Below are 23,858 nucleotides of genomic sequence, written 5' to 3'. Positions count from 1 at the left end.
CTGGAACCGGATGGCACTGTTGGGCGCGATGATCAAGACCTTGATGGCGGCACTGCTGGCGTTTGGGGCTTTGGCATTGCCGGCCCCTGCCGCGACGTTCTCGATGAAACGCGGCCTCAATCTCGACCAGTGGACGACCTGGACCGGCGAGGAGAAATGGAACGACCCGACCGCCATCCTGCCTTATCCGGAATGGCGAAAGTTCCTCAAGGAGGATGACCTCAAGGCGCTGAAGGATGCCGGCTTCGATTTCCTGCGCATGCCGGTCGACCCCTCGCCCTTCCTGTCCGACGAGACGCTTGCGCTGCGCGACGACCTCTACGCCAGCGTGCTGGACTCCGCGCGCATGATCAACCGCGCCGGGCTGAAGGTGATCGTCGACATGCATCTGATCCCGGCCGGCGGCAACCGCAAGACCGGCATGGGGCAGGTGATGGACGACCCCGGGACCTTCGACGCCTATGTCGATGTGGTGCGCAAGATGGCGCGCACGCTGTCAAACGAGGATCCGGGCCAGGTCGCTTTCGAGCCGATGAACGAGCCGATCGTCGACTGCGACGGCGACGGCACAAATCTGTGGCCGGAGCGCCAGAAGAAGCTGTTCGCGGCGGCGCGCTCCTCGGCCACCAGGCTGACGCTGATCCTCACCGGCGCCTGCTATTCCAACGCCGCGTCACTGGCCAGGATCGACCCGAAGCTGATCGCCGACGACAACATCATCTGGACCTTCCATTCCTACGATCCGTTCCTGCTCACCCATCAGGGCGCGACCTGGGCCGGCGACTTCATCCGCTATGTCACCGGCCTGCCCTTTCCGCTGACGGCCGTACCGCAGACGCAGCTCGACGTGGCGCTGGACACGATCCGCGCCCGCATCAGGGCCGAGGCGCCATGGACGCGGCGAAGCGGCATGCTTGCCTATCTCGACGAGCAGGTCGCCAGCATGGATACGGACGACAAGCTGCTCGCCATCATGGACGCGCCGTTCAAGACCGTCGAAGCATGGGCGAAGGCCAACGGGATAAGACCGGAAAACATCACGCTCGGCGAGTTCGGCATGATCCGCCAGGAATATGGCAACGGCTATGTGATGCCCGCCGAATACCGCGCCGCCTATGTCAGGCAGATGATCGCGCGCGCCGAGGCGCACGGCTTCTCCTGGTCGGTATGGGGCTATGGCGGCGCCTTCGGCATCGTCGACGCCTTCAATGGCGACAAGGCGGAACCCGCCGTGATGGATGCGATCCGCTCGCTGCCCTGACGAGGGCCGGTTGAGCAGCAGCGCGTCCTAGCCGAGATCGATTTGCAGGATCTCCGGGCGCATGCCGAAGCGCACCGGCATGATGCTGAAGCCGAGCCCGCCGGAGACGATCAGGTTGCGGTCGTTTTCGACGACATGGCCATAGGCGAAGCGATTGCCGTAGGCGGAAGGCACGACCGGCGAATAGCCGAACAGCCTGACCTGCCCGCCATGGGTGTGGCCGGAGAGCGTCAGCGAAACCCGCCACGGCACTTTAGGGAAGATGTCGGGTTCATGCGCGAGCAGGATGATGGGAGCGTTGTCGCTCACCTTGGCCAGCGTGCCGTCGAGATCGTCCAGGCCCTTGAAATCGGTCCGGCCCCAGGCCCGGCCGGGGCGCAGTGCCAGTTGATCCGCAAGTCCGGCGAGCCAGAAGCCGTGCCCGTCTTTTTCCAGGCGTACGACATCGTTCTCCAACACCGGGATGCCGACGCGCTCCAGCGCCTTGCGCGAGATCGTAGGCCCTGCCCCAGCCGCTTGCGCGGCGCGATCCTCCCACCAATCGTGATTGCCAAGGATCGACCAGACACCGAGCGGCGCCTTCAGCCCGGATAAGGCAGGAGCCCATTCCGACGCGTCCACCCAATCCGACACCAGGCGGGTCCCGGCCGGAAAATCACCAAGCATGACGATCACATCCGGTTTGAGCTCGTTTGCCTCTTCGGCCAGCGAAGCGATCCGCTCGGGCGTCATCCACGGCCGGCAGGCATGGATATCGGCCAACACAACGACGCGCAGCTTGAGGTCCGCCGGCCAATGCGGCGGCGTCAGAAAATAGCGCTTCACATGCGTCAACAGCATCGGCTCGATGCCGACCGCATAGGCGCTGAGCGACACCATCGACAGGAACGAGCCGCCGATGAGGCGCAGGAAGCCACGTCTGGTGATCATTGCTCCGCCCCGGCCCTTGGTATGGCGATTGCATCAAGCTAGAGGCGGCAATTGTGCCTTCAGCTTGGCCGCGGCGAGCAGATTTTGCGCAGACGAGCCGTTCCCCAAACAACTAGGGAACAAATCTCCGTTACTCCTCCTGGAACAGGCTGATCTGCTGCTGCGCCAGATCCTTTGGCGCCTCGAGGCCGAGATGGCGCCAGGCATTGGCCGTCAGCACACGGCCGCGCGGCGTGCGCTGGATGAAGCCCTGCTGGATCAGATAAGGCTCGATGATGTCCTCGATGGCGTCGCGCGGCTCCGACAGCCCCGCCGCGATGGTCTCGATGCCGACCGGCCCGCCGCCGAAATTGCGGGCGATCATCGACAGATAGCGCCGGTCGAGCGCGTCGAGGCCGAGCCCGTCGACCTCAAGCCTGGTCAGCGCCTCGTCGGCGATCCGCCGGTCGACATGGCCATCGCCGGCGACCGACGCGAAGTCACGCACGCGACGCAGCAGCCGGCCGGCGATGCGTGGCGTGCCGCGCGCCCGCCTGGCGATCTCCAGCGCGCCGTCGTCGCCGAGCGGCATCGACAGGATGCGGGCGCCGCGGCGCACGATCTGCTCCAGCTCCTCGACCGTGTAGAAATTGAGCCGCACCGGAATGCCGAAACGGTCGCGCAGCGGATTGGTCAACAGCCCAAGCCGCGTGGTGGCGGCAACCAGCGTGAAGCGGGCGAGATCGATCTTGACCGAGCGCGCCGCCGGCCCCTCGCCGATGATCAGGTCGAGCTGGAAATCCTCCATCGCCGGATAGAGGATTTCCTCCACCGCCGGATTGAGGCGGTGGATCTCGTCGATGAACAGCACGTCGCGGTCTTCGAGATTGGTGAGCAGCGCGGCCAAATCGCCGGCCTTGGCGATGACCGGTCCGGAGGTCGAGCGGAAATTGACGCCGAGCTCGCGCGCCATGATCTGCGCCAGCGTCGTCTTGCCGAGGCCGGGCGGGCCGACGAACAGCACATGGTCGAGCGCCTCGCCTCGACCCTTGGCGGCGTCGACGAAGACCTTGAGATTGGCCCTGACCGCCGCCTGGCCGACGAACTCGTCAAGCGATTGCGGCCGCAAGGTCTGGTCGGCATCCTCGCCGCGCTTGTCGGGGGCAATGAGGCGGGGCGAAAGGTTCATGCCGCTTTCCTTGCATACGGCAGGGACCAGAACAAGCAGCCCCTCACCGCGCCAGTTCCTTCAGGCCGAAGCGGATCAACTTCGAGGCGTCGGCGCCCTCGCCGGCCGACTTCAGCGCCGCCGACACCGCGTTGGCGGCGATGTCGCGCGAATAGCCGAGATTGACCAGCGCCGAGACGGCGTCGGTGATCGGCGCCGGCGCCACGCCCTCGCCGAGTTCCTGCTTCAGCCCGATCGTGCCGGAGGCAGCGCCCGCATATGCCGGCGCCTTGGCCTTCAATTCGGTGACGATGCGCTCGGCCACCTTCTTGCCGACGCCCGGCGCGCGCGACACCATGGCGATGTCGCGCAAGGCGATCGCATTGGCGAGGTCGGCCGGCGCCAGCGTCGAGAGGATGGCCAGCGCCACCTTGGCGCCGACGCCCTGCACGTTGTTCATCAAGAGCCGAAACCATTCGCGCTCCAGTGCCGACTGGAAGCCGTAGAGCCGTATCATGTCCTCGCGCACATAGGTCTCGATAAACAGCACCACCGCCTCGCCGGGCGCCGGCAGCGAGGCCAGCGTGCGCGCCGAGCAATGGGCGACATAGCCGACGCCATGCACGTCGACGACACAGAAGTCCTCGTCGACCTCGTCCAGCGTGCCCTTCAGCTTGCCGATCATGTCCGGGAACTTTCTTAGGGGTGGGTGTCAGGAGCGATCAGCTCGACATCCGGAAAGTATTTCCTGAAGCCTGCCGGATCGCGAGTAAGAATGGGATAACCCCGGATGGCGGCATGCGCCCCGATCAAAAAATCGGGCATGACCTTCTCTCGCGGTCCCCCTTGCCGACGATAGATCGAGAATGCTCTCGACGCCGCGAAGGCAGCTTCGAACGGCAATCCCTCACGTCGGTACTCATCCTCGGGCAACACATTGTCGACATCATCGATCGTGTCGTAGCGGATCGAAAACTCAGCGTAGATGATCTGATTGATGACCAGGCTGCCTCGCCTGCGTGCAGTTTCTATTTTCGGCCGCGACCATTTCAACCAGAGAGGATCGCGAACGGCGACATCGATAAGAACATTGGTGTCGACAAGCGTCGCCAAGATCAGCGATCCCGCGTCAAGGCCATGACGTCGTCGGCGTTCATCGTCTGGTCGCCGCTACCCTCCAGCCGGTCAAGCGCGGCGAGAAACCGATCGAGTCTTTCACGATCTGCCTGCCGTCCCTTGTCATGTCGGGGTGTGATGGTGATCTTGCCGCCTTCAATGCCGAAGATGACTTCGCTATTCGCATCAATGCCGAAAGTGTCGCGCAAGTCGCGCGGAATGGTCACCTGGCCCTTGCTGGTCACACGCATTGGAGTCTCCGGTTCTTACCGGTAAGAAATATTCCAACTGCGAGAACAAGTCAAGAACAAACTACCCGGCCAGCGCGGCCATCCGGTAGGCGGCGCTTTGCCGGTGATGCGCATGGCAGATGGCGATCGCCAGCGCATCCGCCGCGTCATCGGTCTCGAACACCGCCTTCGGCATCAGCACCTTGACCATCATATGGATCTGCTTCTTGTCGCCGTGGCCGACACCGATCACCGCCTTCTTGACGGCGTTGGGCGCATATTCGGCGACCACAAGCCCGGCGCGCGCCGGCACCAGCATGGCGATGCCGCGCGCCTGGCCGAGCTTGAGCGTCGCTGTCGCATCCTTGTTGACGAAGGTCTGCTCGACCGCAGCCTCGTGCGGCATGGCCTGATGCAGCACCTCGGCCAGCCCGTCATGCAGCTGGCAGAGCCTGGTCGCCAGCGCCGCCTTATCGTCGGAGCGCACCGTGCCGGAGCCGACGAAGCGCAACGAATTGCCGAGGCTCTCGACGATGCCCCAGCCGGTGCGCCTCAGCCCCGGATCGATGCCGATGATGCGAATCGTTTCCCCCATGCGCGAAGTCTACCTCCGAAGCAGGGCGATGCCAGCAAAATGTGAACAAACCAGAAACGACCGATGCAAGGACCCAGGCAGCTTCAAAATTCGGTCTGGAGAGGCATATAGCGTCGTTTTCGAGAACCGGAGCGGAGCGTACTCAAATACGTGAGCTACGCGCATGACCCCGAAAATCGAGCCGATTTTCGGAAAGGATGATGCGCAGGATCAAGAAATGCTACAGCGTCCTTTGCGCGTCCGAAAGGATGCGCGGCGCTGTAGGAAAGCGCAGAAAACGGCGCTAGATGGCCATCAGAGCGAATTGTCAAACTGCCGTATCAGCCGCGGGCAAAGGCGGTGTTGAGCAGGCTGATCTGGTCGGAGACCGGATTGACGCGGCGGGCTACGGCTGGCGTGTCGACCAGCGCGTTGCCGTAGATTTCCTCGTCCATGCGCCGCACCAGCGCCTGCAGGCGCAGCGAGCGGGTGACGAGGTCGAGAAAATCCTTCGGCAGTTCGCTCCAGCCGAGCGCCTCGTCATGCGCGGAAGCGGTGTCGAGACGCACCTTGGACTTTTCCGAGGCGACCTGGTCGCGGGTCATTTCGCCGGAATTCGCCGCGCGCTGCAGAAGCAGCCAGGAAGCGACCTGCATCAGCCTGGTGGTCAGCCGCATCGATTCGGCCGCGTAGAGCGTCGCCGCCGTACGTGACAGTTTCTTGGCTTCGGCCCGGCCCTTGCCGTCGAGATATTCGGCGGCCTGTTCGACGAGGCCCATGCCCTCCTGGTAGAGCGGCTTGAAGGATTGGGAGAAAACCCGGCGCTCCGCCAATTTGATGGTTTTCGCGCTTCCCTTGGAAGGCTCGTTCATCGATACGCCCCTGCACTGCCGCAAGCCGAATCGGCACTCTTGCCGTAACGCCCTGCACCCTTAAACGACTGAGCTTGAAAATGCGCTTCGGCGCAGGTGAAGGCAAGCACATGTTTAACAAACGGTTAACGCCGAACGCCTGACCGGACTGCGCCGCTTTGCGGGCAAAAAAAGAGCCGCGGATAAGGCGGCTCTCAGGAGTTTAACAGGGAGGCGTCAAACAAAGTGGCTCCAACCACTCGGTAAGAATCCAGATCACTGGATGCGCATAGTAAACGCCCGTAAAGCTTAATGAAGCCTTAACGACGACGAGATTTTTTTACCGGCCGCCCGGCTTCTGTGCCGTAACAGCACAATCGCCCTCAACTGCGCGCGGTGCAAAAACCCGACGTTCCCGGCACCACGAAACACGCCGGCCGCCGCCGCGACATCGTTCCGAAACACGCGCCGCGCTAAACGCCCGCTCCTCTGAACCGGGTGGAGCAAATCAGCTCCATCGCAATTGCCAGAACCTCGGGGGGCAAAACTATGGACTGGTATTCAATCGTCAAATTTCTCCACGTCGTCTCGGCCACTCTGTGGGTCGGCGGCGGCTTCGCGCTGTTCCTGCTTGGCCTGCTTGCCGAGCGCGCCGGCAACGTCGAGGGCAAGCTGCAGGCGATGCGCGCCACCGGGCAGTTGGGCAACCGCTACTTCGCGCCGATGTCGATGCTGACGCTGCTGTTCGGCCTCATCATGTGCGCGTTCTGGGTCGGTTTTTCCGACCTTTGGATCCTGATCGGCCTTGCCGGTTACGCCACGACCTTCTCGATCGGCATGTTCGTGTTCAAGCCGAGCGCCGACCGCATGGCCGACATGATCGCCAAGGATGGCGTTACGCCGGCCGTCCTTGCCGTGGGCCAGCGCATCATGAGCGCCGCCCGCTTCGACTATTCGGTGATGCTGGTGGTCATCGCCGACATGGTGCTCAAGCCGACCGTGCACGACATCGCCATCCTCGCCGGCATGGCGCTGGTGGTTGCGGCGGGCGCCACGCTGGCCTTCGGCGGCAGCCGCCGCTTGGTGCCGAGCGCCGCCTGAAAGCATGACGGCGAGGGACGGCCGCGTGGCCGCCCCTTGCCTCCTACAGCAGGCCGGCGATCCCGTCCCACAACAGCTTGACCGCGACGACCGCGACCGTCGCGTAGGTGAAGGGATAGAAGACCTCCGGCCGCATCCGCCGCACCAGCCAGGCGCCGGCGATGGTCGCCAGCGGCGCCAGCGGCATCAGCACCGCCGACGCCGTCAGGTTGGTGGTGTCGAACTGGCCGAGCGCGAAATAGGGCACCAGCTTCAGCGCGTTGGTGGCGGCGAAGAAGATCGCCGATGTGCCCGACAGCACCTTCGGATCGAGCCGGATCGGCAGCGCATAGACCTGGAACGGCGGGCCGCCGACATGGGCGACGAAGCTGGTGAAGCCGGCGACGGTGCCCCAGAAGGCGGCAGCCAACCGGTTGGGCGCCGCCGCATGGTCGGCGCCGTGGCGGAACTGCAGATAGAGCCAGCGCAGCACGAAGATCAGCGCGACCGCGCCGACGATAAGCCGCACCATCTCTTCGGTGACCAGCGCCGCCGTCAGCCAGCCGAGGCCGATGCCGATCACCGCGCCCGGCATCATGTCGACCAGCATCTTGCGGTCATAGACGCCCCACCATGTCCACACCGAGACGATGTCCATCAGGCACAGGATCGGCAGCAGGATGGCGGCCGCCTGCACCGGCGGCATGGCCAGCGCCATCAGCGGCACGCCGACGAAGCCGACGGCGCCGCCGAAGCCGCCTTTCGACAGGCCGACGAGCAAGACCGCCGGAATGGCGGCGGCATAGAACCACGGATCGCTGAGCAGGCCTGTCATGGGATGAGAACGGCTGGAGGGTGGGAGCCCTGCAATAGACCAGAATGCCTGGCGCCGCGATAGCCAATGTGCCCTGGCGGCAGCTTGCGCGATCAACTGTCCGTAACACGGCTTTCCGGATTTGCGGCAACGCGCCGCCCATGCATAAGGTCACGGCCCATGCACGAGGTTTGACATGAGCGAAATCCGCATCCGCCGCGCGCAGGAAGCCGATCTGCCGGCGATCGTCGCCATGCTCGCCGACGATCCGCTGGGCCGCGGCCGTGAGGATGCCAGCCAACCGCTGGCCAAGCCCTATCGCGACGCTTTCGCCGCCATCGATGCCGATCCCAACCAGTTCCTCGCTGTCATGACGGACGGTGGCCGCGTCATCGCCACGCTGCAGATCTCCTTCCTTGCCGGACTGTCGCTGCAAGGCGCCAGGCGCGGCCAGATCGAGGCTGTCCGCGTCGCCGCCGACCGGCGCGGCGAACGGCTTGGACAGCGCCTGCTGGAATGGGCGGTCGAGGAATGCCGCAAGCGCGGCTGCAGGGTCGTCCAGCTGACGACCAACAAGAGCCGGGCGGACGCGCACCGCTTCTACGAGCGGCTCGGCTTCAAGGCCAGCCACATCGGCTACAAGCTGGATCTCTAGCGGTTGGTGTCGTTGGCTGTCGGCAATCGCGGCCGCAGCCCTACATCTTGTCCGGTCCCGGGTCGCCACCGGCGGCGGCGATTGCGAGCCGGCTCAGATAATGCGTCCAGCCCTTCTCGTGGCTGTCGCAAATCTCTCGGTCGGCAAGGCCGCTATGGGTGAGTTTGACCCGCGTTCCGCCGGACTCTTCGACCAGGTCGATTTCAACGAGGCTCGAACCGGGCGGCGTCTGGTCGTTGCCCTCCCAGCCGAAGCTGTAGGCCAGGCGGTGGACAGGTACGACCTCGGTGAATTGGCCGCGTGCCGTGGCCCTTCCTGCCAAATTCAGCAAGTAAAGACCGCCGGGGTGGGGCTCTGCCATGGCCTCCGTTCCCATCCAGCGCACGATCTTGTCGGGATCGGCCAGGAAGGCGAAGACCGTCGCCGGCGGCGCCGCGATCTGCACCTCACGACGAACGATCAAGGGTTCAGCCATCGAAATCTCCTGGGTGTGCGCGCGCCAACATGGCTCGCCCGACAGGCGGCGCCGGACCAGCGCATTCGATTCGACGCCAGATCGGCCTTCCTTTCAACAAAAAACGCCTTGGGCATTTCGCGCTGGTGACAGCGGCGGAACGCCGAAGCATGATCGTGTCGATGCGGCTTTCTGCAACTCTCGCCTGGTTGGTCGACCACGCCGGCGTCGCCGTCCAACCGGATGACTTTCTGGCCACACTCGGCGCGCGGCTGGTTGACGATGGGCTGCCGCTCGCCGGCGGAGCCCTGACGCTCGCCGCACCGCATCCGATCATAACGCGCCGCGCCTGGCTGTGGCGGGCCGAGACAGGCCTCGTCATGGAGGCGCTGGGTTTTGGCGCCGGCATGATGCCTGGAGCCGGGGAGGGCGATCTCGGACGCGATTGGCTGGCGGGACTGGGTACCGGTGTCGTGCACGATTACACGGTTGGGCCCGGACGTCAGGATGCGCAATCCGAGACTCCAAAACTGAATTGGGTCGCGGTCCGCCCTCTCGCGGAGCAGGAATCGAATACACTGGACGAGGTGGCGCGCTTCGCCGCTGCGCCACTTGCCGCTCTCGCCGCCAGGTCGGCGCTGTCGGCCCTGCTTCAGGCCTATCTCGGGCAGCGAAGCGCGGCGCAGGTGTTGGCCGGCCGTTCTCGGCGCGAGGTTGGCGAGACGATCCGCGCCGTCCTGCTCTACAGCGATTTGCGCGACTTTACCGCCCTGTCGGAGGAGACGGACGCCGGACAGGTCGTGGCGGCGCTCAACGCCAGCTTCGACCGCATCGCCGGCGCCGTTCACGCTTTTGGCGGCGAGGTGCTGAAATTCATCGGCGACGGGGTGCTGGCGATCTTTCCTGTCGGCGAGCGCTCGGCTTCGGAGGCTTGCGAGGCGGCGTTGCGCGCGATCGGAGCGGCGCGGGCGGGAATGGCGCAGCTCAATCAGGTCCGCGCCACACAGGGCATGCCCGAACTGCAGTTCGGCATGGCGCTGCATCTGGGCGACATGGTGTGGGGCAATATCGGCACAGCCGACCGGCTGGATTTCACCGCCATCGGCCCGGCCGTGAATCTCGTCAGCAGGCTCGAGGGCCTGTGCCGGCCGCTAGGACGGAGCGTGCTGATTTCGGGCGCTGTCGCGGCGGAAACATCAACGCCCGTGGTCCCGCTGGGCGAACATCTATTGCGCGGAATCGCTAGACCGTGTGCCGTCTTCGGCCTGCCGGACGGGTGACCTCAACAGTCCCCTTTCACGCAAACAGCGAATTGTTTTTACGCAATTCCGAACGGAACTGTTTTTCCACTTTTCCTGGGTGGCTTAGATGCCGAGCGGCGGCGGGCGCCGCCGGATCGGCTGCGCCTTGATGATCGCGGTGCTGGTTTCCGCCTTGTCGGCGATCCGGTCGAGAAGCCGGTCGAGCTCGCCGATCGAGCGCACGAACAGCCGCGCGACGAAGCAGTCGTCGCCCGTCACCTTGTCGCATTCGCCGAATTCAGGGGTCTCCTCGATCAGCTTCTGCACGATGTGCAGCTTGCCCGGGAGGGGCCGGATGCGCACGATCGCCTGCAGCGGGTAGCCGAGCGCTTCCGGATCGACATCGATGGTGAAGGCGCGGATGACGCCGCGCTCCTCGAGCCGCCGCAACCGCTCCGAAACGCTCGGCGACGACATGCCGACCTGCTGCGCGAGATCCTTCAGCGACGTCCTGGAATCTCGGACGAGGATGTCGAGAAGGCGCCGGTCAAGATCGTCGAGCATTTTCACATTCCACGATGAAAGCCATTTCTGCCTTTTTTAATTAGGCGAATAGGCGATATCATCTTTTTCGCAGCATGGAAATGACCTCGACCTCTTGTGATCATGAAGCCTCGAAAATCTTTGGGGTCTTTCATGAGCAATACGCTGCGCGGCACGGTCGAAATGACCGCGGCAATGGCGATACTCGGCACGATCGGCTGGTTCGTCGTGCTTTCGGGCCAGCCCGCCATCGACGTGGTGTTCTGGCGCTGCGCCTTCGGCGCGGCGACGCTGCTTGTCATCTGCGCGGCGCTTGGCCTGCTGCGCGGCACGCTGACGCCGCGCGTCGTCGCGCTTGCCGCGCTTGGCGGCGCCGCCATCGTCATCAACTGGCTGCTCCTGTTCAGCGCCTTTCCGCGCGCCTCGATCTCGATCGCCACCGCCGTCTACAACACCCAGCCCTTCATGCTGGTCGGCTTCGGCGCGCTCTTCCTTGGCGAACGGCTGACCCTGACCAAGCTGGCCTGGCTCGGCATCGCCTTCGCCGGCATGCTGCTGATCGTCCAAACCGGCCCCGATGCCGGCGACGTCGGCACCGACTATGCGACCGGCATCGCGATGGCGCTGGGCGCGGCCTTCTTCTGGGCCGTGGCGGCCATCGTCACCAAGGCGCTCAAGGGCACGCCGCCGCATCTGATCGCGCTTATCCAGGTCTGCGTCGGCGTTCTCATGCTGGCGCCCTTCGCCAATCTTTCCCACCTCCCCACGGACGCCTGGAGCTGGATGATGCTGGCGACGCTTGGCGTCGTCCACACCGGCCTGATGTACATTTTGATGTACGGCGCCATCCAGAAACTGCCGACGCATCTGCAAGGGGCGCTCTCCTTCGTCTATCCGGTGGTGGCGATCCTCGTCGATGTCGGCGCCTTCGGCCATCGGCTGCACCCCGCCCAGATCGTTGGCGCCGCCGCCATCCTGATCGCCGCCGCCGGCATGACCCTCGGCTGGACGCCGTGGAAGCGAAAGACACCGGGCCCGCAACCGGCCGAGTGACGGAACGCGCCCGGCGCCCCAGGCCTGCATTCGCCTTCACGATAACGATCCCGCTTGCCCGCCTGTTCAAACCGGGCGCTTTGCTCTATGCCGCAATGCAACCATCTTCGCCCGGCATAGGCGAAAACCGGGATCGAAGACCAATGAACGACGCCACGCCGCCCAATCGCTGCCGTATCGTGCTGATCGCGCCGAAAGACGCGCCGGCCGAGCGCATTGCAGCGGCCTTCGACGGCGGCGACGTCGCCTCGCTCATCCTGCCGGAAAACGGCATGGACGAGGCTTCCTTCCAGGCCTTCGCCGAGAAGATCGTGCCCGCGGCGCAAGCGGCGGGCGTGGCGGTCGTCATTGCCGGCGACACCCGCATCGCCGGCCGCGTTCAGGCCGACGGCATCCATGTCGAGGTCTCCAGCCAGGAGCTCGCCGAGACCATCGGACATTTCCAGGGAAAGATGATGGTCGGCGCCGGCGGCGCCAAGACCCGCGACGACGCGCTGGAGCTCGGCGAGGCGCGGCCGGACTATATGTTCTTCGGCCGCTTCGGCTACGACAACAAGCCGGAGCCGCATCCGCGCAACCTGTCGCTTGGTCAATGGTGGGCCGAGATGATCGAGATCCCATGCATCGTCATGGCCGGCTCCGACCTTGCATCGGTCGAGGCGGTGGCCGCCACCGGCGCCGAATTCGTGGCCCTGTCCAGCGCCGTCTTCGCCGACGGGACCGATCCCAGGGCGGCGGTCGCGGCGGCCAATGCGCTGCTCGACGAAACCGCGCCCCGCTTCGAGGACTGAGGTGCGCCGGTCCGTGCTTCCCCTCGCGGTTCTCGCCGCGGCCTTCATGACCGAGGCGGCGGCAGCCGCACAGACCGTTCCGCTGCCGCAGCCCCGGCCGGATGCGGGCGAGCCGGATGCAAGCGCACCGGCTGCAAACGCGCCAGCCGCGGGCGCACCGGCCACAGGCGTGCATGTCGACAAGCCTATCGCCACGCCCTTGCCGCAGCCCGCTACCACGGCGCCGTTGCCTTCGGCCGACAGCATCAACCCCGATCGGTTCGGCGCGAAGCCGGCCGATCCCGCCTATGGCGCCTTCCAGCGCGGGCTCTACAAGACCGCCTACAATCTCGCGCTGGCGCGTGCCCAGAATGGCGATCCCGCCGCGCAGACCCTGGTAGCGGAGATTCTGTCGCGCGGGCTCGGCGTGCCGCTCAACGCCGCGGAGGCCGCCAAATGGTACGCGCTCGCCGCCGAGCAGGGCGTGCCGGAATCGCAATTCCAGTACGCGCTGATGCTGCTCGACGGCCGCTACGTCAAGAAGGACGAGAAGGCCGCGTATGCGCTGATGCAGGCCGCCGCCGAGGCCGGCAACCGCCTGGCGCAGTTCAATTTCGCGCAACTGCTCGTCCAGCAGGATCCCGGCGACGCCGGCATCGCCAAGGCTGCCACCTATTACGAGCGCGCCGCCGCGACGGGACTGGCCGACGCGCAATATGCGATGGCGCAGATCTACGCCAACGGCGTCGGCGGCAAGCCGCGCGACGACTCCCAGGCGCGCACCCTTTTGGCGCAGGCCGCCAGGCAGAATTACGACACCGCGCAGATCGACCTCGCCACCTGGATGATCGAGGGGCGCGGCGGCAGCCGCGACCTGAAGTCGGGCTTCGGCTGGATGAAACAGGCAGCCGAGGGCGGCAATGTCGCCGCCCAGAACCGCCTCGCCAAGCTCTACATGGAAGGCATCGGCACCGACCCGGATCTGATCCTTGCCGGTGCCTGGTATATCGTCGCCCGCCGCGCCGGGCTGATCGACCCTCAGATGGACGATTTCCTGCAAGGGCTCGACGACGACCAGACCAAGCAGGCGCTGCAGAAGGCGAACCGCTTGCCCTGACGCGCCGGCGGGCAGCGGGCACGAGGCAGCCGCCGATCGGGCTGCGTCGCCCCGCTCCCTTGCCTCTCCTGGCGATTTGTGGTCTTGGAAGCGCCAAATCGCCGTTCGTGGCGAAAATCTCATTCCGGATCACATCATCATGGCCAAGATCAATGGCAACGAAATCCGTCCCGGCTATGTCATCGAGCACGATGGCGGCCTCTGGGTCGCGGTCAAGACCAACACCGTCAAGCCCGGCAAGGGCGGCGCCTACAACCAGGTCGAGCTGAAGAACCTGATCAACGGCACCAAGCTCAACGAGCGCTTCCGCTCGGCCGAGACCGTCGAGCAGATCCGCCTCGACCTCAAGGATTTTTCCTTCCTCTACGAACAGGACGACGCGCTGGTGTTCATGGACACCCAAAGCTATGAGCAGCTCGAGCTGAACAAGGATTTCGTCGGCGACCGCGCCGCTTTCCTGCAGGATGGCATGATGGTCACGGTCCAGCTCTATGAGGAGCGTCCGATCGGCATCTCGCTGCCCGACCAGGTGACGCTGACCATCACCGAGGCCGACCCGGTGGTGAAGGGCCAGACGGCCGCCTCGTCCTACAAGCCGGCGGTGCTGGAAAACGGCATCCGCGTGCTGGTGCCGCCGTTCATCGGTGCCGGCGAGCGCATCATCGTCGACACCAACGAGATCACTTACGTGCGCCGCGCAGACTAAAGCGCCTAGCAGCAGGAAACGAAAAAATGGCGCGTTCCGCGATCCTCAATGTCATGGTCCAGGCCGCGATGAAAGCCGGCCGCTCGCTGTCGCGCGACTTCGGCGAAGTGCAGAACCTGCAGGTGTCGATGAAGGGGCCGGGCGACTATGTCAGCCAGGCCGACCGCAAGGCCGAGGACATCCTGTTTACCGAACTGTCGAAGGCCAGGCCCGGCTATTCCTTCCTGATGGAAGAGCGCGGCGCCGTCGAGGGCGAGGACGGCCAGCACCGCTGGATCGTCGATCCGCTCGACGGCACCACCAACTTCCTGCACGGCATCCCGATGTTCGCCATCTCGATCGCGCTGGAGCGCCAGGGCCAGGTCGTCGCCGGCGTCGTCTACAATCCGGCGATGGACGAGCTCTACACCGCCGAGCGCGGCGGCGGCGCCTTCATGAACGACCGCCGGCTGCGGGTTGCCGGCCGCACCAAGCTCATCGATTCTGTGATCGGCTGCGGCGTGCCGCATCTCGGCCGCGGCCAGCACGGCAATTTCCTCATCGAGCTGCGCAACGTTATGGCCGAGGTGTCGGGCGTGCGCCGCCTTGGCTCCGCCTCGCTCGACCTCGCCTATGTCGCCGCAGGCCGCATGGACGGGTTCTGGGAAGTCGGCCTGTCGGCCTGGGACATCGCCGCCGGCCTGCTTTTGATCCGCGAGGCTGGTGGCTTCGCCTCCGATTTCGAGGGCGGCCAGGAGATGCTGGAACGTGGTTCTGTCGTCGCCGGCAACGAGATCATCCAGCGCGCGCTGCTGAAGACCGTCAAGAAGCCGCTGTCATCCGGCAAATCCGGTTGACGGGCGCGCCGCGCTGAAGCGCCGCAGTCGCAAAACCGCAACCAAAGCTTGAAATACTGTCCGGCAAGCGCCCAGATGAGGGCGATGCAGGACCGCTCATGAGCAATTCAGGGCCACAGATCGAGATCCCGTTCGTCGGACGCTGGCACTATTCGCGCGCCGAAATGATCGCCGACGGCATCGTTCACGCGGTGGGCATCGTGCTGGCGATCGCCGCGGGCTCGGCCTTCCTGGCGCTTGCAGCCTTCCATGCCGGACCCGGCGAATACATTGCCGCCGCCTTCTATGTCGTCGCGCTGCTCACCGTGCTCTCGGTGTCGCTGGCCTATAATCTGTGGCCGGTGTCGTCGCCGGCGAAGTGGATCCTGCGCCGCTTCGACCATGCCGCGATCTACCTCCTCATCGCCGCCACCTACACGCCCTTTCTCGCCCAGCTCGACGGCTCGCCGCTGGCCGTTTCGATGATCGTGCTGGTGTGGACGGCGGCGGTGGTCGGCATCGCCATCAAGGTGCTGTTCCCCGGTCGCTTCGACCGCCTGGCGATCGTCTTCTACCTGGCCATAGGCTGGAGCGGCATCGTGCTTGTCGGCCCGTTCGTCCAGACCCTGCCGGCGACATCGATCGCGCTGATCGTCGCCGGCGGCATCGTCTATTCGCTGGGCGTCATCTTCTTCGCCTGGAAGGGCCTGCGCTTCCACAACGCCGTCTGGCACGGCTTCGTCGTCACCGGCGCCGGCCTGCACCTGGCCGCCATGGTCGACTGTCTGGTGATAAACCGCTTCTAGGGCATGACCCCGAACCGGTTTTCGGAAAAGATCATGCCGCAACAGGAAGATGGAGCCCCATCCCGTTCCCATCGGGATGGAACAGGCCGCAAGCCCGGCTCGGCATTCTTGCCAAGCGCCATTCAATTTGGTCACAATTCCGTTTAGAGTCGCGAACTGGTTGATCGGCGGCAGCCGCATCGGAAACGGGGCACGAATGGCTTTTCTCAGATCCTTCGGCATCGGCAGACGCTCCGACGTTCTGATCTACGACCCTCATAAACTGTCGAGCCCGCAGGTTTTCCTGCTGACCATGTTGATCTTCCTGATCATCGTCGCTTTCATCGCCGCCATCCTGACCCGCCAGGTCTCGACCGCCTTCGCCACCAATCCGGGCCTCAACGGACTGATCATCGGCGTGCTGGTGGTCGGCATCCTGCTCGCCTTCGCCCAGGTCGGGCGCCTGTTTCGCGAGGTGCGCTGGGTCAACTCCTTCCGCGCCGGCTCGGAGACCACCGAACCGGTGCTGCTGGCGCCGATGAAGGCGATGATCGGCCGCTCGTCGACGGTCGCCTTCTCGACGACCTCGATGCGCACCATGCTCGACTCGATCGCCACCCGCCTGGACGAGAGCCGCGACACCTCGCGCTACCTGGTCGGGCTGCTCGTGTTCCTCGGCCTGCTCGGCACCTTCTGGGGCCTGCTCGGCACCATCGGCTCGATCCGCGAAACCATCGAAGCGCTCGATCCCGGCACCGGCGACGCCGCCGCCGTCCTGGATTCACTGAAGCAGGGCCTGTCGGCGCCGCTCGCCGGCATGGGCACCGCGTTCTCGTCCTCGCTGTTCGGCCTCTCCGGCTCGCTGGTGCTCGGCTTCCTCGACCTGCAGGCCGGCCGGGCCCAGACCCGCTTCTATACCGAGCTCGAGAACTGGCTGTCCTCGGTCACCGACCTTTCCTCCGACATCGTCGTATCCGACAATGCCAGGAGCGAGCCTTCCGACGAGATCCGCCTGTTGTCGGAGCGGCTGCGCAGCCTGCAGGAGAATGGCGGCGGCTCCAACCCGCGCGTCGCCACCGCCATGGCCAATCTCGCCGACGGCATTTCCGGCCTGGTCAAGAACATGCGCTCGGAGCAGCAGATCATGCGCGATTGGGTCGAGGCGCAGTCCGACGAGCAGAAGGCGATGCGCAACACGTTGGAAAAGATCGCCGACGCCCTGAAGAAGCAGGGAGTGCACTGACGTGGCACTGGCGCGGGCGCGGCGTGCCGATCGCCGCATCGACTACTGGCCGGGCTTCGTCGACGCGCTGTCGACGCTGCTGCTCGCCATCATGTTCCTGCTCACCGTCTTCGTGCTGGCGCAGTTCCTGCTTGGCCGCGAGATCTCCGGCAAGGACACGGTGCTCAACCGCCTCAACTCGCAGATCAACGAACTGACCCAGCTGCTGGCGCTGGAGCGCTCGACGACGCAGGACAGGGAGGATTCGCTCGCCAATCTGCAGGCGTCGCTGTCGGCGTCTGAGGCGGAAAAGAGCCGGCTCGAACAATTGCTGGCGCAAGGCGCCGGCGCCGGCGACGCCGCCAACCAGCGCGCCGCCACCCTCTCCGGCGAACTCGACAGCCAGCGCCAGATCAGCCAGCAGGCGCTGAGCCAGGTCGAGATCCTCAACCAGCAGATCGCAGCACTGCGCAAGCAGATCGGCGCGCTCGAGGACGCGCTCAACGTGTCGGAAGCGCGCGACCGCGATTCCAACACCAAGATCGCCGATCTCGGCCGCCGCCTCAATGTCGCGCTGGCGCAGCGCGTGCAGGAGCTGAACCGCTACCGTTCCGACTTCTTCGGCAGGTTGCGCGAGATCCTCGCCGACCGCGAGAACATCCGCATCGTCGGCGATCGCTTCGTCTTCCAGTCGGAGGTGCTGTTCCCGACTGGCTCCGAGGAAATCAACGATGCCGGCAAGGTCGAGATGAAGAAGCTCGCCGACGCCATCATCGAACTGCAGAAGGAAATCCCGCCGGAGATCAGCTGGGTGTTGCGCGTCGACGGCCACACCGACAACAAGCCGTTGTCCGGCACCGGCCGTTATCGCGATAATTGGGAGCTGTCGACGGCGCGCTCGACCTCGGTGGTGAAGTTCCTGATCGAGAACGGCGTGCCGGCCAATCGGCTGGTCGCTGCCGGCTTCGGCGAGTTCCAGCCGCTCGACCCCGCCGACACCGACGAAGCGCGCACCAAGAACCGCCGCATCGAGTTGAAGCTCACTGAACGGTGATCGCGTATCACGCGAATTTGTTCGCCGGCTCAACGCTAGGGCGCAGCAGCCAGGCCGGCAAGGCCTGAAAAGATTATCTTTTTTTAATTACACTTCACGACCGGGCGCTCCTAGTTTTCCGCGCAGGGCCGAGAACCGCCGGCGATGCCTCCCATCGCGACGCGACGGAACCGGACGGCCCGGAAGGTCGGAAGGCGGAGCGGCGCGGCCGCTCCCTTCCCCAGCAGAAGGAAGCGCCGCCATGCGCTCTTCAATCTCTCTCAAGACTGCAACGCTTGCCGCCATTCTCGCCTCCGCTCCGCTCGCCGGCGCCTACGCTGCCGGACATCACAAGGGCGCACTCGATGAATCCTCGCCGACCGACTTCACCGGTCCGCGCGTGGCGGGCCTTATGGCGCAGGTGCAGGGTGTCGACCAGGGCATCACCGACGCCAGGCAGGACAACACGATCACGCAGGCCGAGGCGCAGACGCTGCATATGCGCGCCGCCCATATCAGCCAGGCCGCCGCGAAAACCGCCGCCGCCGATCGCGGCAGGATACCGGCTGCGCAGTATCATGATTTGCTGCGCCGGCTCGACAATGTCGACCAGGCGCTGCGCATCGACAGCGGGACCGGCTTCCTGATGGGCGACGGCGCCGACGGCGGGCACTATCCCAACGGCTGATCGCTCGACCCGAGGAAGGGACACCTGGCGCCCGAGGGAACTCCGTCCCAAGGGCGTCCTTTTTACCAGCCCAGCCAGAGCGCGATGATGGCAAGCGCGGCCGGCACGGTCTGGATGAACAGGATCTTCCTGCCGACGGTCGCCGCGCCGTAGAGGCCCGCGATGGCGACGCAGATCAGGAGGAACATCCTGACCTGGAAGCCGGCCGCGCCTAGATAGAGCCCCCAGATCAGGCCGGCGGCGAGGAACCCGTTGTAGAGCCCCTGATTGGCGGCCAGCACCTTGGATGCCTTGGCGAAATCCGGCGTCAGCCTGAACGCCTTGTGGCCCTGCGGCGTATCCCACAGCACCATCTCCAGATAGACGATGTAGCAGTGGATCAGCGCCACCAGCGCGACCAGTATGTTGCCGATCATTTTCCCCCTCCGCTTTCGATGCCAGCATTGATCACGCGCGGGCTTGTCCACGCAAGATGGTTTGAGCACCCTGCGCGGCAGGGTTGCCAAGGCTGGCGCGTTGGTATCTTTTCGCGCCGTCCAATTCGCTAGCTGACCAGACCGGAGCCGCCATGTCCTTTCAGAAACTCGACGACCTCGGCCACAAGCTCGAAGCGCTGGAGCATGCGCTCGCCATCCTCGGCGCCGACGAGGCGACGCATATGGCGGTCGGCGGCGGCGAGAAGCGCGCCGAGGCGATGTCGGCGCTAGCCGGCATGCTTCACGCCCGGGCGACGGCGCCGGAGATCGGCGACTGGATCGCGGCGGCCGAGGAGGAAGCGCTGAACGAGGAGCAGCAGGCGGCGGTGAGGGAGTTGCGCCGGCAATACACCAACCTCACCTGCCTGCCGGTCGAGTTCGTCGAGCGCCAGACGACGGCGCGCATGCGCTCCGAGCAGCTCTGGCGCGACCTGCGCGCCAGGAACGATTGGGCGGGCTTCCTGCCGGCGCTGGAAGGTGTCGTCGCCCTGGTGCGCGAGGAGGCGGCCCTGCGCGCCGATGCGCTGGGCCTCGACCCTTATGACGCGCTGATGGAACAGTACGACCCCGGCAACCGCGCCGCCGACATCACGCCAGTCTTCGCCGAGCTGAAGAGCTTCCTTCGGGAATTCGTGCCGGAAGCACTGGCGGCGCAGGAGGCGCGGCTGGCCAGGCATCCGTTGAAGCCGCTTTCCGGCAGCTACGCAATCGACCGCCAGCGCGAGCTTGGCCTCGCCATGATGGCAGCCGTCGGCTTCGACCTCACCCATGGCTCGCTGTCGGTGTCGCACCATCCCTTCTGCGGCGGCGTGCCGAGCGATGTGCGCATCACCACCCGCTACAAGACCTCCGATTTCCTGTCGGCGCTGATGGGCGTGCTGCACGAGACCGGCCATGCGCTCTACGAGCAGAACCTGCCCAAGGCCTGGGCGCACTGGCCGCTCGGCAAGGCGCGCGGCATGGCAGTCCACGAAAGCCAGAGCCTGTTCGTCGAAAAGCAAATTGGCCGCAACCCGGCCTTCTGGCGCTGGGCCTTGCCGGTGGTCGAGCGGCATCTCGGCGAGGCCTGGTCGCTCGACGATATCCTGCCGCATGTGCACCGGGTCGAGCGCGGCCTGATCCGCGTCGATGCCGACGAGGTGACCTATCCGCTGCACGTCATCCTGCGCTACGAACTGGAGCAAGAACTGGTCTCGGGGCGGCTCGAGGTCGCCGACCTGCCCGAGGCCTGGGACGCCAGGATGCGCGACTATCTCGGCCTGTCGACGCTCGACAATCCGGCCGACGGACCGATGCAGGACGTTCACTGGCCGGGCGCCGCCTTCGGCTATTTCCCCTCCTACACGCTGGGCGCCATGATGGCGGCGCAGCAATGGGCGGCGCTGACCCGCGAGCATCCGTCCGCCGATGACGACCTCGCCAAGGGCGATTTCAGCGCCATCAACGCCTGGCGCCGTGAGAGGATCTGGTCGCAGGGCTCGCGCTGGTCGACGCCTGAGCTGCTCGAACGCGCCACCGGCGAGAAGCTTAACGCAGCCTACTTCACCGAACATCTGCGCAAGCGTTATGGCGTCTGAGCCCGCACGAAGCGTGACTACTCAGCCGCGCCTCTAAAAGCACTGGCGCCGGTCTCGAACTGCAGCTTGGCCAGCCGTGCATAGATGCCGCCCTTGGCGACAAGGCTCTGGTGAGTGCCTTCCTCGACGATGCGGCCGCCTTCCATGACCAGGATGCGGTCGGCCTTCAGCACCGTCGCCAGCCGATGCGCGATGACGATGGTGGTGCGGCCCTGCATCAGCCGTTCCAGCGCCGTCTGCACCAGCGTCTCGCTTTCGGCGTCGAGCGCCGAGGTCGCCTCGTCGAGCAACAGGATCGGCGCGTCGCGCAGGATGGCGCGGGCGATCGCCACGCGCTGACGCTGGCCGCCGGAAAGCGTCACGCCACGCTCGCCGACCTGGCTGTCATAACCCTTGTCGAGCTTCAATATGAACTCGTCGGCAAGCGCCGCCTTCGCCGCCGCCTCGATCTCGGCATCGCTGGCGCCCGGCCGGCCGAAGCCGATGTTGTCGCGCGCGCTGGCGGCGAAGATGGTGACGTCCTGCGGCACGATGGCGATGCGCTGCCTGATCGCGGCGGGATCGGCCTCCCGCAGATCGACGCCGTCGATGACGATGCGGCCCGTCTCGGGATCGTAGAAGCGCAGGATCAGCGAAAACACCGTGCTCTTGCCCGCGCCGGAGGGGCCGACGATCGCCACCGTCTCGCCCGGCTTCACCTGGAAGCTGAGACCATGCACGGCGGCGCGGTCCGGCCGCGCCGGATAGGAGAAGGAGACGTCGTCGAAGCTGATCGCGCCTTTCGCCTTCGCCGGCAGCGGCCGCGGATCGGCGGGCGGCTGGATCGCCGGCTTCTCGGCCAGGATCTCGGTCAGCCGCTCGGCAGCACCCGCCGCCTGGGCGAGCTCGCCCCACACTTCCGACAGCGCGCCGAGCGCGCCGGCGGCGAACACCGAATAGAGCAGGAACTGGCCGAGCGTGCCCGCCGACATCGTGCCGGAGAGCACGTCGCGCGAGCCGAACCACAGCACCGCCACCACCGAGGAGAAGATCATGAAGATGGCGAAGAAGGTGAGGAAGGCGCGCGCGAGGACCGAGCCGCGCGCCGCCTCGAAGGCGGCTTCCACTGCTGCGGAGAAACGGCCGGTGACCAGCGTCTCGTTGGTGAAGGCCTGCAGCGTGCGCACCGCACCGATCTGCTCGCTGGCATAGGCGGTGGCGTTGGCCAGCGTGTCCTGCGCCTGCCGCGACTTGCGCCTGACCGAACGGCCGAAGGCGACCAGCGGCAGCACGATGAGCGGGATGGCGGCGATGACGAGGCCGGACAGTTTCGGGCTGGTGAACACCATCATCGCCACCGCGCCGAGGCCGAGGATGACGTTGCGCAGCGCCACCGAGGCGGTGGCGCCGACCGCCGATTTCACCTGCGTGGTGTCGGCGGCGAGCCGCGACACGATCTCGCCCGAATGGGCCTTGTCGAAGAAGGCCGGCGACAGCGTCGTGACATGGGCGAAAACGTCGCGGCGGATGTCGGCGACGACGCGCTCGCCAAGCGTGATGACGAAATAGTAGCGCCCCGCCGATGCAGCCGCCAAAAGCGCCGCCATCGCCACCAGCGCTGCGAAATATTCGGCGATGAAGGTCGAGCCGGAGGACGAGAACCCGTTATCGATCATACGCCGCACGGCCATTGGCAAGGCCAGCGTCGTCCCCGCCGCCACGGCCAGCGAGATGAGCGCGCCGACGACCATCGTGCGGTAGCGGAAGATGTAGGGATAAAGGCGCTTGAGCGGCCCGAGCGAGCGCCGGCGCCCGTCTGCATCGCCACTGATATCCGCCATGAGCGTTTCCTCTGGCCGCCTTCGGGCAGTGCGTGCAATATGCGCCCGCCGCGGCCTTGTGATTCAATTCCGGCTGATGTATAGGCTCGCCGACCGTTTTAGAAGCCGTGGCTCCTCAATAGCTGCGGCTTCGAGTTTTAAAAAAGGGGCGCATCGACGCAGGCCATGGGCCCGTCGGCAGCGCCACAAGCCAGGAAAAACGACAATGAAGGCCGACATCCATCCCGACTACCACACCATCAAGGTCGTCATGACCGATGGCACCGAATACTCGACCCGTTCGACCTGGGGCAAGGAAGGCGATACGATGAACCTCGATATCGACCCGACCACGCACCCGGCCTGGACCGGCGGCCAGCAGACCCTGCTCGACCGCGGCGGCCGCCTGTCGAAGTTCAAGAAGCGCTTCGAAGGCTTCGGCCTCTAAGCCAGGCGCGCCTGCAGATTTTGAAAAACCCGCCCTCGAGGCGGGTTTTTTGTTGCCATGACAGCTCCCTTCTCCCCGTCACTATACGGGGAGAAGGTGCCGGCAGGCGGATGAGGGGCGGCGCCAGCGTTGGTAGGTTCGGCCATCGGCAACATAGCCGGCCTTGGAAGTTCAGGACTCGTCGCGGTAAAACGACACCGATATCATAGGCTGGCGCTGCCCCTCACCTGCCTGCCGGCATCCTTGTAACTTGTCCCTTGCCGACTCTGCTATTGCAGCAGGTGCGGTGGCGGACGAGAGACCGGAGCATCTTTGGGCCTTGAAGCCCGTGGGAGAGCGAGGGTCATCGTCCGCCGTTCCATCGACCCCGAACAGTCGCCTGGGCCGCAAGCGAAGCCCGATTAGGCAAGGATGGGATAGGATGGAAATCGTTGTTGGCATCGACGTTTCGAAGGATCGGCTGGATGTGCATG

Annotated in this window: 27 protein-coding genes; 15 read left to right on the top strand and 12 right to left on the bottom strand. The window is 65.5% G+C overall.

The window, feature by feature from the left end; translation table 11 throughout:
- Positions 1 to 10: 10 nt before the first annotated feature.
- A complete protein-coding gene (locus tag EN846_RS22055; protein ID WP_128274978.1) occupies positions 11 to 1,261 on the top strand; it encodes a cellulase family glycosylhydrolase in 1,251 nt (416 codons plus the stop codon).
- A gap of 27 nt (positions 1,262 to 1,288) precedes the next feature.
- Here the strand turns inward: EN846_RS22055 and EN846_RS22050 are convergent, their stop codons facing one another.
- The 7 genes from EN846_RS22050 to EN846_RS22020 all read right to left on the bottom strand — a co-directional run bounded on the left by EN846_RS22050 (position 1,289) and on the right by EN846_RS22020 (position 6,130).
- Complete coding sequence (locus EN846_RS22050) at positions 1,289 to 2,191, bottom strand: metallophosphoesterase (RefSeq protein ID WP_127393338.1); 903 nt, start codon at positions 2,189 to 2,191, stop codon at positions 1,289 to 1,291.
- A 130-nt stretch (positions 2,192 to 2,321) separates the two neighbouring features.
- Positions 2,322 to 3,359: a Holliday junction branch migration DNA helicase RuvB gene (gene ruvB, locus EN846_RS22045; protein WP_127283760.1), complete on the bottom strand. Its 1,038-nt coding sequence runs from the start codon at positions 3,357 to 3,359 to the stop codon at positions 2,322 to 2,324.
- A gap of 43 nt (positions 3,360 to 3,402) precedes the next feature.
- Entirely contained in the window at positions 3,403 to 4,023 is a 621-nt protein-coding gene (ruvA, locus tag EN846_RS22040) for a Holliday junction branch migration protein RuvA (RefSeq protein WP_127283759.1), read from the bottom strand.
- Positions 4,024 to 4,037: 14 nt separating this feature from the next.
- Entirely contained in the window at positions 4,038 to 4,451 is a 414-nt protein-coding gene (locus tag EN846_RS22035; RefSeq protein WP_127283758.1) for a type II toxin-antitoxin system VapC family toxin, read from the bottom strand.
- Positions 4,452 to 4,453: 2 nt separating this feature from the next.
- A complete protein-coding gene (locus EN846_RS22030) occupies positions 4,454 to 4,705 on the bottom strand; it encodes an AbrB/MazE/SpoVT family DNA-binding domain-containing protein (RefSeq protein ID WP_127283757.1) in 252 nt (83 codons plus the stop codon).
- Between the two features lie 61 nt (positions 4,706 to 4,766).
- Entirely contained in the window at positions 4,767 to 5,279 is a 513-nt protein-coding gene (gene ruvC / locus EN846_RS22025) for a crossover junction endodeoxyribonuclease RuvC (protein ID WP_127283756.1), read from the bottom strand.
- 320 nt (positions 5,280 to 5,599) lie between these two features.
- The gene (locus tag EN846_RS22020; protein ID WP_127393339.1) at positions 5,600 to 6,130 is read right to left on the bottom strand and encodes a DUF1465 family protein; all 531 of its coding nucleotides are present in this window, start codon (positions 6,128 to 6,130) and stop codon (positions 5,600 to 5,602) included.
- Between the two features lie 528 nt (positions 6,131 to 6,658).
- Here EN846_RS22020 and EN846_RS22015 point away from each other — a divergent pair.
- Positions 6,659 to 7,210, top strand: a complete 552-nt coding sequence (locus tag EN846_RS22015; protein WP_127393340.1) for a DUF2269 family protein — start codon at positions 6,659 to 6,661, stop codon at positions 7,208 to 7,210.
- Between the two features lie 43 nt (positions 7,211 to 7,253).
- Here EN846_RS22015 and EN846_RS22010 read toward each other — a convergent pair whose 3' ends face one another.
- Positions 7,254 to 8,024, bottom strand: coding sequence for a sulfite exporter TauE/SafE family protein (locus tag EN846_RS22010; protein ID WP_128346409.1), 771 nt, complete (start codon positions 8,022 to 8,024; stop codon positions 7,254 to 7,256).
- Positions 8,025 to 8,199: 175 nt separating this feature from the next.
- On the opposite strand from EN846_RS22010, the gene EN846_RS22005 reads away from it, so the two are divergent.
- Positions 8,200 to 8,658, top strand: coding sequence for a GNAT family N-acetyltransferase (locus tag EN846_RS22005; RefSeq protein ID WP_127394031.1), 459 nt, complete (start codon positions 8,200 to 8,202; stop codon positions 8,656 to 8,658).
- A gap of 40 nt (positions 8,659 to 8,698) precedes the next feature.
- On the opposite strand, the gene EN846_RS22000 is transcribed toward EN846_RS22005, so the two are convergent.
- The gene (locus EN846_RS22000; RefSeq protein ID WP_127283751.1) at positions 8,699 to 9,133 is read right to left on the bottom strand and encodes an SRPBCC domain-containing protein; all 435 of its coding nucleotides are present in this window, start codon (positions 9,131 to 9,133) and stop codon (positions 8,699 to 8,701) included.
- Positions 9,134 to 9,294: 161 nt separating this feature from the next.
- Between EN846_RS22000 and EN846_RS21995 the strand changes: the two genes are divergently transcribed.
- On the top strand, positions 9,295 to 10,392 hold the full coding sequence (locus EN846_RS21995) for an adenylate/guanylate cyclase domain-containing protein (RefSeq protein WP_127283770.1): 1,098 nt from the start codon (positions 9,295 to 9,297) through the stop codon (positions 10,390 to 10,392).
- 84 nt (positions 10,393 to 10,476) lie between these two features.
- On the opposite strand, the gene EN846_RS21990 is transcribed toward EN846_RS21995, so the two are convergent.
- Positions 10,477 to 10,917 carry an Lrp/AsnC family transcriptional regulator gene (locus tag EN846_RS21990; protein ID WP_127283750.1) on the bottom strand — a complete coding sequence of 147 codons (441 nt, stop codon included), beginning with the start codon at positions 10,915 to 10,917 and terminating at the stop codon, positions 10,477 to 10,479.
- 132 nt (positions 10,918 to 11,049) lie between these two features.
- Between EN846_RS21990 and EN846_RS21985 the strand changes: the two genes are divergently transcribed.
- The 9 genes from EN846_RS21985 (at position 11,050) to EN846_RS21945 (ending at position 19,085) form a co-directional block, all read left to right on the top strand.
- Positions 11,050 to 11,949, top strand: a complete 900-nt coding sequence (locus tag EN846_RS21985; RefSeq protein ID WP_127392560.1) for a DMT family transporter — start codon at positions 11,050 to 11,052, stop codon at positions 11,947 to 11,949.
- A 143-nt stretch (positions 11,950 to 12,092) separates the two neighbouring features.
- Positions 12,093 to 12,740, top strand: coding sequence for a thiamine phosphate synthase (locus EN846_RS21980; RefSeq protein WP_127392551.1), 648 nt, complete (start codon positions 12,093 to 12,095; stop codon positions 12,738 to 12,740).
- 46 nt (positions 12,741 to 12,786) lie between these two features.
- On the top strand, positions 12,787 to 13,836 hold the full coding sequence (locus EN846_RS21975; RefSeq protein WP_187331444.1) for a tetratricopeptide repeat protein: 1,050 nt from the start codon (positions 12,787 to 12,789) through the stop codon (positions 13,834 to 13,836).
- Between the two features lie 139 nt (positions 13,837 to 13,975).
- Positions 13,976 to 14,542, top strand: coding sequence for an elongation factor P (gene efp, locus EN846_RS21970; RefSeq protein WP_127286858.1), 567 nt, complete (start codon positions 13,976 to 13,978; stop codon positions 14,540 to 14,542).
- Positions 14,543 to 14,568: 26 nt separating this feature from the next.
- Entirely contained in the window at positions 14,569 to 15,378 is an 810-nt protein-coding gene (locus EN846_RS21965; RefSeq protein WP_127286859.1) for an inositol monophosphatase family protein, read from the top strand.
- A 98-nt stretch (positions 15,379 to 15,476) separates the two neighbouring features.
- The gene (locus EN846_RS21960; RefSeq protein ID WP_127392553.1) at positions 15,477 to 16,163 is read left to right on the top strand and encodes a hemolysin III family protein; all 687 of its coding nucleotides are present in this window, start codon (positions 15,477 to 15,479) and stop codon (positions 16,161 to 16,163) included.
- A 196-nt stretch (positions 16,164 to 16,359) separates the two neighbouring features.
- Positions 16,360 to 17,385 (top strand): MotA/TolQ/ExbB proton channel family protein, encoded by a 1,026-nt coding sequence (locus EN846_RS21955; RefSeq protein ID WP_127392554.1) that lies wholly within the window; start codon positions 16,360 to 16,362, stop codon positions 17,383 to 17,385.
- 1 nt (position 17,386) lies between these two features.
- Positions 17,387 to 18,418 (top strand): peptidoglycan -binding protein, encoded by a 1,032-nt coding sequence (locus tag EN846_RS21950; RefSeq protein WP_127392555.1) that lies wholly within the window; start codon positions 17,387 to 17,389, stop codon positions 18,416 to 18,418.
- Positions 18,419 to 18,659: 241 nt separating this feature from the next.
- The gene (locus EN846_RS21945; RefSeq protein ID WP_127392556.1) at positions 18,660 to 19,085 is read left to right on the top strand and encodes a hypothetical protein; all 426 of its coding nucleotides are present in this window, start codon (positions 18,660 to 18,662) and stop codon (positions 19,083 to 19,085) included.
- A gap of 62 nt (positions 19,086 to 19,147) precedes the next feature.
- Here the strand turns inward: EN846_RS21945 and EN846_RS21940 are convergent, their stop codons facing one another.
- Positions 19,148 to 19,501 (bottom strand): DUF1304 domain-containing protein, encoded by a 354-nt coding sequence (locus EN846_RS21940; RefSeq protein ID WP_127392557.1) that lies wholly within the window; start codon positions 19,499 to 19,501, stop codon positions 19,148 to 19,150.
- Positions 19,502 to 19,653: 152 nt separating this feature from the next.
- Between EN846_RS21940 and EN846_RS21935 the strand changes: the two genes are divergently transcribed.
- The gene (locus tag EN846_RS21935; protein WP_127392558.1) at positions 19,654 to 21,138 is read left to right on the top strand and encodes a carboxypeptidase M32; all 1,485 of its coding nucleotides are present in this window, start codon (positions 19,654 to 19,656) and stop codon (positions 21,136 to 21,138) included.
- 17 nt (positions 21,139 to 21,155) lie between these two features.
- On the opposite strand, the gene EN846_RS21930 is transcribed toward EN846_RS21935, so the two are convergent.
- Entirely contained in the window at positions 21,156 to 22,958 is a 1,803-nt protein-coding gene (locus EN846_RS21930; RefSeq protein WP_135859625.1) for an ABC transporter transmembrane domain-containing protein, read from the bottom strand.
- 205 nt (positions 22,959 to 23,163) lie between these two features.
- On the opposite strand from EN846_RS21930, the gene rpmE reads away from it, so the two are divergent.
- A complete protein-coding gene (gene rpmE, locus EN846_RS21925; protein ID WP_023668748.1) occupies positions 23,164 to 23,385 on the top strand; it encodes a 50S ribosomal protein L31 in 222 nt (73 codons plus the stop codon).
- Positions 23,386 to 23,858 lie beyond the last annotated feature (473 nt).

It is taken from the genome of Mesorhizobium sp. M4B.F.Ca.ET.203.01.1.1 (genome assembly GCF_004791025.1).
GTDB classification, from domain to species: Bacteria; Pseudomonadota; Alphaproteobacteria; order Rhizobiales; family Rhizobiaceae; genus Mesorhizobium; species Mesorhizobium abyssinicae.
This window is presented reverse-complemented; position numbering and strand designations above follow the sequence as displayed.